Origin of the sequence: Ramlibacter sp. (assembly GCF_035706265.1) — a bacterium.
Classification (GTDB): Bacteria; Pseudomonadota; Gammaproteobacteria; order Burkholderiales; family Burkholderiaceae_C; genus Ramlibacter.
This window is the reverse complement of the sequence record NZ_DASSVG010000373.1, coordinates 1-6,716: the sequence shown is the minus strand read 5'-3', so window position 1 is coordinate 6,716 and position 6,716 is coordinate 1. Positions and strand designations below refer to the sequence as shown.

Below are 6,716 nucleotides of genomic sequence, written 5' to 3'. Positions count from 1 at the left end.
GGCAGTCCCGGCGAGGAACTGCGCGAACTGGTCCGCTCCGGGCTGCAGCACGGGGGCCCGGTGATCGAGAGGGCGCAGATCCACAAGGCGGAGTGAGGCGGCCTCCCACCGCGACCGCGCCGGCGCAGCCCCACGCGCGCTGCGGGCCCACCTAGAATGGCCCGGCCCGAGCGGAAGGACCTTCCCCATGCGCATTCCCCCCGGTCTGTTCAAGGCCTACGACATCCGCGGCGTGGTGCCGGCGACGCTCGACGCGCCGCTGGCCGAGGCGCTCGGCCGCGCCTACGGCGCGCTGGCGCGCGCGCACGGCGAGACGAGCGTGGCCGCGGGGCGCGACGGCCGGCTCAGCGGGCCTGCGTTGCATGCGGCGCTGCTGCGCGGGCTGGTGGCCAGCGGCGTCGACGTGATCGACATCGGCATGGCCAGCACGCCGATGCTGTACTTCGCTGCCAGCACGCTGGCGCACTGCGGCGTGCAGGTCACGGCCAGCCACAACCCGCGCGACGACAACGGCTTCAAGCTGATGCTGCAGGGCCGTGCGGTCTGCGGCGAGGAGCTGCAGCAGCTGCGCCGGACCATCGAGGAGGATGCTGCCCCGGCGGCGGCCCGGCCGGGGCAGGTGCGGCAGCACGACGTGTTCGCGGCCTACCGGGACCGCATTGCGTCCGACATCCGGCTCGCGCGGCCGATGAAGATCGTGCTGGATTGCGGCAACGGCGTGCCCGGCGCCACTTCGCCCGCCGTGTTCCGCGCCGTGGGCTGCGAAGTGATCGAGCTGTACACCGAGGTGGACGGCAACTTTCCCCATCACCATCCGGACCCGAGCCGGCCGGAGAACCTGCGCGACCTGGTCGCGGCCGTGCGCGATACCGGCGCCGAGCTGGGCCTGGCGCTGGACGGCGACGGTGATCGCCTGGGCGTGGTCACGCGCAGCGGCAAGACCATCTTCCCCGACCGGCAGCTGATGCTGCTGGCGCAGGACGTGCTCTCGCGCGTGCCGGGCGCCCCCATCGTGTTCGACGTCAAGTGCACGCAGCGGCTCGCGCCGGCCATCGCAGCGGCGGGCGGGCAGCCGGTGATGTTCCGCAGCGGCTATCCCCTGCTGAAGGCGCGCATGCAGGAACTGCAGGCGCCGCTGGCCGGCGAGATGAGCGGCCACATCGTGTTCGGCGAGCGCTGGTACGGTTTCGACGACGCCACCTACGGCGGCTGCCGCCTGCTGGAGATCCTGTCGCGGCACCCCGATGCCAACGCGGTGCTGGAGGCGCTGCCTGCCAGCGTCGCCACGCCGGAGCTGCACGTGCCCTGCGCCGAGGGCGAGGCGCACCGCGTGGCCGCGGCCCTGGTCGCGCGGGCCCGCTTTCCCGGCGCGCAGGTGTCCACCATCGACGGCCTGCGGGTCGACTGGGCCGACGGCTTCGGGCTGGTGCGGGCGTCCAACACCACGCCTGTGCTCACGCTGCGCTTCGAGGGTGACACGCGCGAAGCGATGGAGCGCATCGAGGGCGAGATGATGGCGCTGCTGCGCCAAGTGAAACCGGATGCGCAGGTGGCGGGCGGCCCTCAGCGGCCGGCGGCGGGATAGACCGCGCGCGGCCCGTCGGGCCCGGGCGGCACCTCCACCCGCTTGCACAGGAACACTTCCTCTTCCGGGTGCGCGAGCACCTGGAAGCCGGCGCTGCGCAGCATGGCGGCGCTGCAGGCGGCATTCGGGACCCACCAGTTGGTCTCGTCGTGCGAGTACTTCTTCTCCACGAAGTGCAGCTTGGGGTAGCCGGGCCGGTCGAAGACGTCGGTCTCCCAGAAGTCGTAGTCCTCGCGCAGCGGCTCCACTTCGGGGCTGCCGCGCTGCAGCGACTGGTAGACCAGCAGGTCGCCGGCCACGTGCTCGTGCACCAGGTCCAGCGCCAGCAGCGGATGCCGCAGGTGGTAGACCAGGCCCATGAACAGCACGAGATCGAACTTCTCCCGCAGCGCGCCCACGTCGTACACCGACATGCGGCGAAAGTCCACGTCGTCGAAGCCCAGCACTTCGGCGGCGAAGCGGGCCTGGTCCAGGTAGTAGTCGTCGAAGTCGATCGCGACCACGCGGCTCGCCCCGCGCTTCTTCATCTCGAAGGCATAGAAGCCGGCGTTGCAGCCGATCTCCAGCACCGACTTGCCGGTGAGGTCCTCGGGGATCACGTGCGAGAAGCGCTTCCACTTGATCATCGGGAAGTCGCCGAGGAAGTGCGCGGGCGCCGTGCGCACGCCGTACAGGTCCAGGTTCTGGAACCAGTCGCCGAGTTTGCGCACGCCGTCCTCGATCTCGCTGCGGGTGAAGCGGCGCCTCTCGCGCGCGGGCGGCGCGACGGGGCGGGCGCTGCCGGCCTCGCCCTGCGGCGCGCCGTGGGCGGCCGGCGACCAGGGCGCGGTGGGCGTGCTCTCCGTCCTCTCCTTCGCCAGCGGCTGGCCGGCGTGGCTGCAGATGGTGGTGGGCCGCGGCGCGCTTTCCTCCCTGGCCGGCTGCCGGCTGGCCAGCAGCGTCAGTGCCTGCCGGTAGCCGTGCACGGTGCCGACGTCGACATAGGCCTCGCCGGCGCGCACGCCGACGGCGCGCCCGCCCTGCTGCAGGTAGGCGTTCACCAGCGTGCCGATGTATTCGTCGCGCCGGCCGCGCTCCTCCCACAGCGCGTGAAGTTCGTGCAGCACGGCGCCGGGCATGCGGAAGGCGCCCCAGATCCAGTTCGACTTCGCGTCGGGGTGCTTGACCTGGATCTCCTGCACGCGGCCCTCATCGTCCGTGACCACCGCATCGAAGGCCTGCGGCCGGTCGACCGGGAACAGCAGGAAGGAGAGCACGTCGTCGGGCAGGGCGGCGAGCCCGTCCTCCGGGAACCAGATGGTGTCGGGCAGTCCCACCACCACCGGCTCGTCCGGCCGGATCAGCGGGCAGGCGCGGAAGATGGCGTCGCACAGGCCGCCGGCCTGCGGCTGCACCACGTAGCAGATGTCGGCCGAGCGCAGGCTCGAGCCGTAGTACTGCACGATGTCGGACTTGCCCGGGCCGACCACGAAGCAGATGCGCTGCGTGCCCGCGCGCAGCATGCGCTCGACCAGGAATTCGCTCACGGCGCGCGGCCGCTCCACCTCGCCGTCCATGCTGCTGCCCACGGGCAGCAGCTCCTTGGAGAAGCCGAGCGGCTGGATGCGCGTGCCCATGCCCGCGGCCGGAATGATGCCCCACATGCTTGGATGCTCCCTGTGCGTCGTTGGTCAGGCCGCCAGCGCCGGCGTGCGCGCGCGCTCCAGCAGGTCTTCGAGTTCGGCCGCGCGATGGTCGGACGTGTGCTGCGCGAGCACCCGCTCGCGCGCGGCGCGGGCGATGCGTTCGAGCTGCGCGTCCTCCAGGTCCAGCGCGTCCAGCGCCTCCTGCGTGCTGCGCGCGACGAGGATCTCGCTCTGCGGCGCGAAGAACCCGTCCAGGCCTTCCCACCAGTCGCTCAGCACCGGCGTGCCGCAGGCGGCGGCCTCGAACAGGCGGCCCGACGGGCAGTGGCCGTTGTCCGCCATCGCCTTGCGCGTGACGCTCAGCGTCAGGCGCGAGGAAGAGAAGAAGGCCGGATGCTCCGCCGGCGGCATGTGGCGCACGAAGTGGATGTTGGCGCTCCAGGGAAACTCGGCCGGGTACTGTGCGCCGCCGATGAGGAAAGTGAGCCCGGGCCGCTGACGCGCGGGCTCGATGAAGAGTTCCTCCAGGGCCGCCTGCCGGTCGGCCGCGTAGGTGCCCAGGTACGAGAGCGCGCTGCGGTAGTTCTCGCGCGGCGCTTCCCGGCGATGCACCTGCGGGTCGACGTGGCCGTACAAGGTGTGCACCGCGTGCGCGCCGAGCAGCGTGCGCAACTGCTCCAGCGCCGGGCCGCCGGTGTAGCTGAGGACGAGGTCGAAGTCGCGCAGGCCGCGCGGGCCGAGATAGGGAACGGCGCGGCCGGCCTGCACGTTTTCCAGCGTGACCGGCGTGTCGAGGTCGTAGAACACGTGCAGGGCCGCGGACGGCGCGTCGAGCAGCAGCTGCGCGGCAGCGATGCCGTCGGGGCAGTAGGAGGTGACCATCGCCACGTCGGCGTCGCGCAGTTCGCGCGCGGCCCGTTCGCGCACCGCTTCCCAGTCGGGATAGAGCAGCAGCTCGCCGCCGGGCAGCGCGTGCAGGTCGCGCGCGCCGGCGTACCAGGGCAGGTCGCGTTCGAAGAAGTCGATGGTGTGGCCGCGCCGCGCGAGCGCCCGCCACAAGCCGCGCCACAGCGTCGCATGGCCGTTGCCCCACGAAGAGCTGACGGTGAGCCCGAAGATCACGAAACGCATGCGCGCGCCTCCCACAGCATCTGCAGCGCCATCGCTGTTGTCCTTCTGTTGCGGCGGCCAATATAGCCTTTGCTTCGCGGCACGGGGGGCGCTTTGCAGGAAGCGATGCCGCGGCGGGCCCCTGTGGACGAGGGCAATGCCACGCGCAATGCTCGGCCGTTTGCGGGCAATCCCTAGGCGGTGTGCGGCGTGACCTTTGATTTCGCGCAAGGACCCGGGGCCGGTGACTGAACGAGCATTCATTCGCTCACCACCACCGTCTGGAGACAAGCTCATGCAACTCAAGGGCAAGACCGCCGTAGTCACCGGCGCCGCCTCGGGCATCGGCCGCGCCACCGCGCAGAAGCTCGCCGAGGCCGGCGCCTTCGTGCTGCTGGCCGACATCGCGGAAGAGGGCGGCCAGGCCGCCGCGAAGGAGATCCGGGCCCAGGGCGGGCAGGCGGAGTTCCTGCGCATGGACGTGACCGACCTCGATTCCGTCGCCGCCTTCCGCACCGAGGCCTACCGCAAGTCCGCGCGCGTCGACATCGTGGCCAACGTCGCCGGCTGGGGGAAGATCCAGCCCTTCCTGGAGAACACGCCCGAGTTCTGGCGCAAGGTGGTGGACCTGAACCTGATGGGGCCGATCGCCGTCACGCATGCCTTCCTCGGCGGGATGATCGAGGCGGGGCAGGGCGGCAAGATCGTCACCGTGGCCAGCGACGCGGGCCGCGTCGGCAGCCTCGGCGAGACGGTCTATTCGGGCGCCAAGGGCGGCGCCATCGCCTTCACCAAGAGCCTCGCGCGCGAAGTGGCGCGCTACGCCATCAACGTCAACTGCGTCTGCCCCGGCCCTACCGCCACGCCGCTGCTGGCGGCCGTGCCCGAGAAGCACCAGGAGGCCTTCGTCAAGGCCACGCCGATGCGCCGCCTCGCGCAGCCCTCGGAGATCGCCGACGCCGTCCTCTTCTTCGCCAGCGCGCAATCGAGCTTCGTCACCGGGCAGGTGCTGAGCGTGAGCGGCGGGCTGACGCTCGCCGGTTGATCGCTGGGCTTTCCGGCGCGCGTTGCGCGCGGTCAGCACCAGCCTACGACCGAGCCTGCGCTCTGCCACCCCGAACTTCCAAAGGAGACACCATGTACAAGCTCAAGGCTTCCGAATTCCGCCCCAGGCACTTCAAGCTCGAGGTTGCCGACCGCGTCGCCACCGTCACGCTCAACCGGCCCGAGCGCAAGAACCCGCTCACCTTCGACAGCTACGCGGAACTGCGCGACACCTTCCACAAGTTCCAGTACGTCGACGACGTGCGCGTGGTGGTGCTCACCGGCGAGGGCGGCAACTTCTGCTCGGGCGGCGACGTGCACGACATCATCGGCCCGCTGGTGGGCCTGCCGATGGACGGCCTGCTCACGTTCACCCGCATGACGGGCAACCTGGTCAAGGAGATGCGGCAATGCCCGCAGCCGATCATCGCGGCGGTGGACGGCGTGAGCGCCGGCGCGGGCGCGATCCTGCCGATGGCGAGCGACCTGCGCTACGGCACGCCGAAGACGAAGACGGCCTTCCTCTTCACGCGCGTCGGCCTGGCCGGCTGCGACATGGGCGCCTGCGCGATCCTGCCGCGCATCATCGGCCACGGCCGCGCCTCGGAGCTGCTCTACACCGGCCGCGGGATGAGCGCGGAGGAGGGCCTGGCCTGGGGCTACTTCAACGAGCTGGTGCCCGCCGACGCCCTGCAGGGCAAGGCGCGCGAGATGGCGCTCACGCTCGCCAACGGGCCGGCCTTCGCCCACTTCATGACCAAGAAATGCCTGCACCAGGAGTGGAACCAGACCATCGAGCAGGCGCTGGAGACCGAAGCCGAGGCGCAGGCGATCTGCATGCAGACCAAGGACTTCGGCCGCGCCTACCACGCCTTCGTGGCGAAGCAGACGCCGGTGTTCCAGGGCGACTGAGGCGCGTCGCGATGGACACGCCCCGCCATCCGATCACGCTCGCCATCGACGGCGCCATCGCGATCGCCACGCTGGACCGCCCACCCGTCAACGCGATCGATGACGCCTGGGTCGCGCGGCTCGATGCCATCGTCGACGAGGTGGAAGCGCGCGACGACGTGCGCGTGCTGTGGATCCGCAGCGCCGGCCGGGCCTTCTGCGCCGGCGCCGACCTGGCGCTGATGCGCGAGCGCTTCGCCAGCGACGCCGGGCGCGCGCAGATGGTGGCGCTGACGCGGGCGATGCAGAAGGTGTTCGCGCGCATCGAGCGCAGCGGCAAGGTGTCGCTGGCGGAGATCGGCGGCGCGGCCCTCGGGGGCGGGCTCGAGCTGGCCCTGGCCTGCGACCTGCGGGTCGTGGCCGCGACAGCCAAGCTGGGGCTGCCCGAGGCGCGCCTGGGC

Annotated in this window: 6 protein-coding genes; 4 read left to right on the top strand and 2 right to left on the bottom strand. The window is 71.4% G+C overall.

Annotated elements, in window-relative coordinates; genetic code table 11:
- Positions 1-187 precede the first annotated feature (187 nt).
- Entirely contained in the window at positions 188-1,585 is a 1,398-nt protein-coding gene (locus VFM98_RS13580) for a phosphomannomutase/phosphoglucomutase (protein ID WP_325110449.1), read from the top strand.
- Here VFM98_RS13580 and VFM98_RS13575 read toward each other — a convergent pair.
- Together VFM98_RS13575 and VFM98_RS13570 are read right to left on the bottom strand one after the other, a co-directional pair.
- Positions 1,564-3,228, bottom strand: coding sequence for a TIGR04290 family methyltransferase (locus VFM98_RS13575; protein ID WP_325110448.1), 1,665 nt, complete (start codon positions 3,226-3,228; stop codon positions 1,564-1,566). The two genes, VFM98_RS13580 and VFM98_RS13575, sit on opposite strands and share 22 nt — an antisense overlap.
- A 27-nt stretch (positions 3,229-3,255) precedes the next feature.
- Positions 3,256-4,341, bottom strand: a complete 1,086-nt coding sequence (locus VFM98_RS13570) for a CgeB family protein (protein ID WP_325110447.1) — start codon at positions 4,339-4,341, stop codon at positions 3,256-3,258.
- Between the two features lie 274 nt (positions 4,342-4,615).
- Between VFM98_RS13570 and VFM98_RS13565 the strand changes: the two genes are divergently transcribed.
- The 3 genes from VFM98_RS13565 to VFM98_RS13555 form a co-directional block, all read left to right on the top strand.
- Entirely contained in the window at positions 4,616-5,365 is a 750-nt protein-coding gene (locus VFM98_RS13565; RefSeq protein ID WP_325110446.1) for an SDR family NAD(P)-dependent oxidoreductase, read from the top strand.
- 92 nt (positions 5,366-5,457) lie between these two features.
- A complete protein-coding gene (locus tag VFM98_RS13560) occupies positions 5,458-6,276 on the top strand; it encodes an enoyl-CoA hydratase family protein (RefSeq protein WP_325110445.1) in 819 nt (272 codons plus the stop codon).
- Positions 6,277-6,287: 11 nt separating this feature from the next.
- Positions 6,288-6,716: enoyl-CoA hydratase-related protein (locus VFM98_RS13555; protein WP_325110444.1), on the top strand; the 429-nt coding region annotated here is incomplete at its 3' end.

What these genes read in the sequence shown, in the direction of transcription:
- VFM98_RS13580 (WP_325110449.1), top strand. Translation starts at nt 188, where the DNA reads ATGCGCATTCCCCCCGGTCTGTTCAAGGCCTACGACATCCGCGGCGTG.
- VFM98_RS13575 (WP_325110448.1), bottom strand. Translation starts at nt 3,228, where the DNA reads ATGTGGGGCATCATTCCGGCCGCGGGCATGGGCACGCGCATCCAGCCG.
- VFM98_RS13570 (WP_325110447.1), bottom strand. Translation starts at nt 4,341, where the DNA reads ATGCGTTTCGTGATCTTCGGGCTCACCGTCAGCTCTTCGTGGGGCAAC.
- VFM98_RS13565 (WP_325110446.1), top strand. Translation starts at nt 4,616, where the DNA reads ATGCAACTCAAGGGCAAGACCGCCGTAGTCACCGGCGCCGCCTCGGGC.
- VFM98_RS13560 (WP_325110445.1), top strand. Translation starts at nt 5,458, where the DNA reads ATGTACAAGCTCAAGGCTTCCGAATTCCGCCCCAGGCACTTCAAGCTC.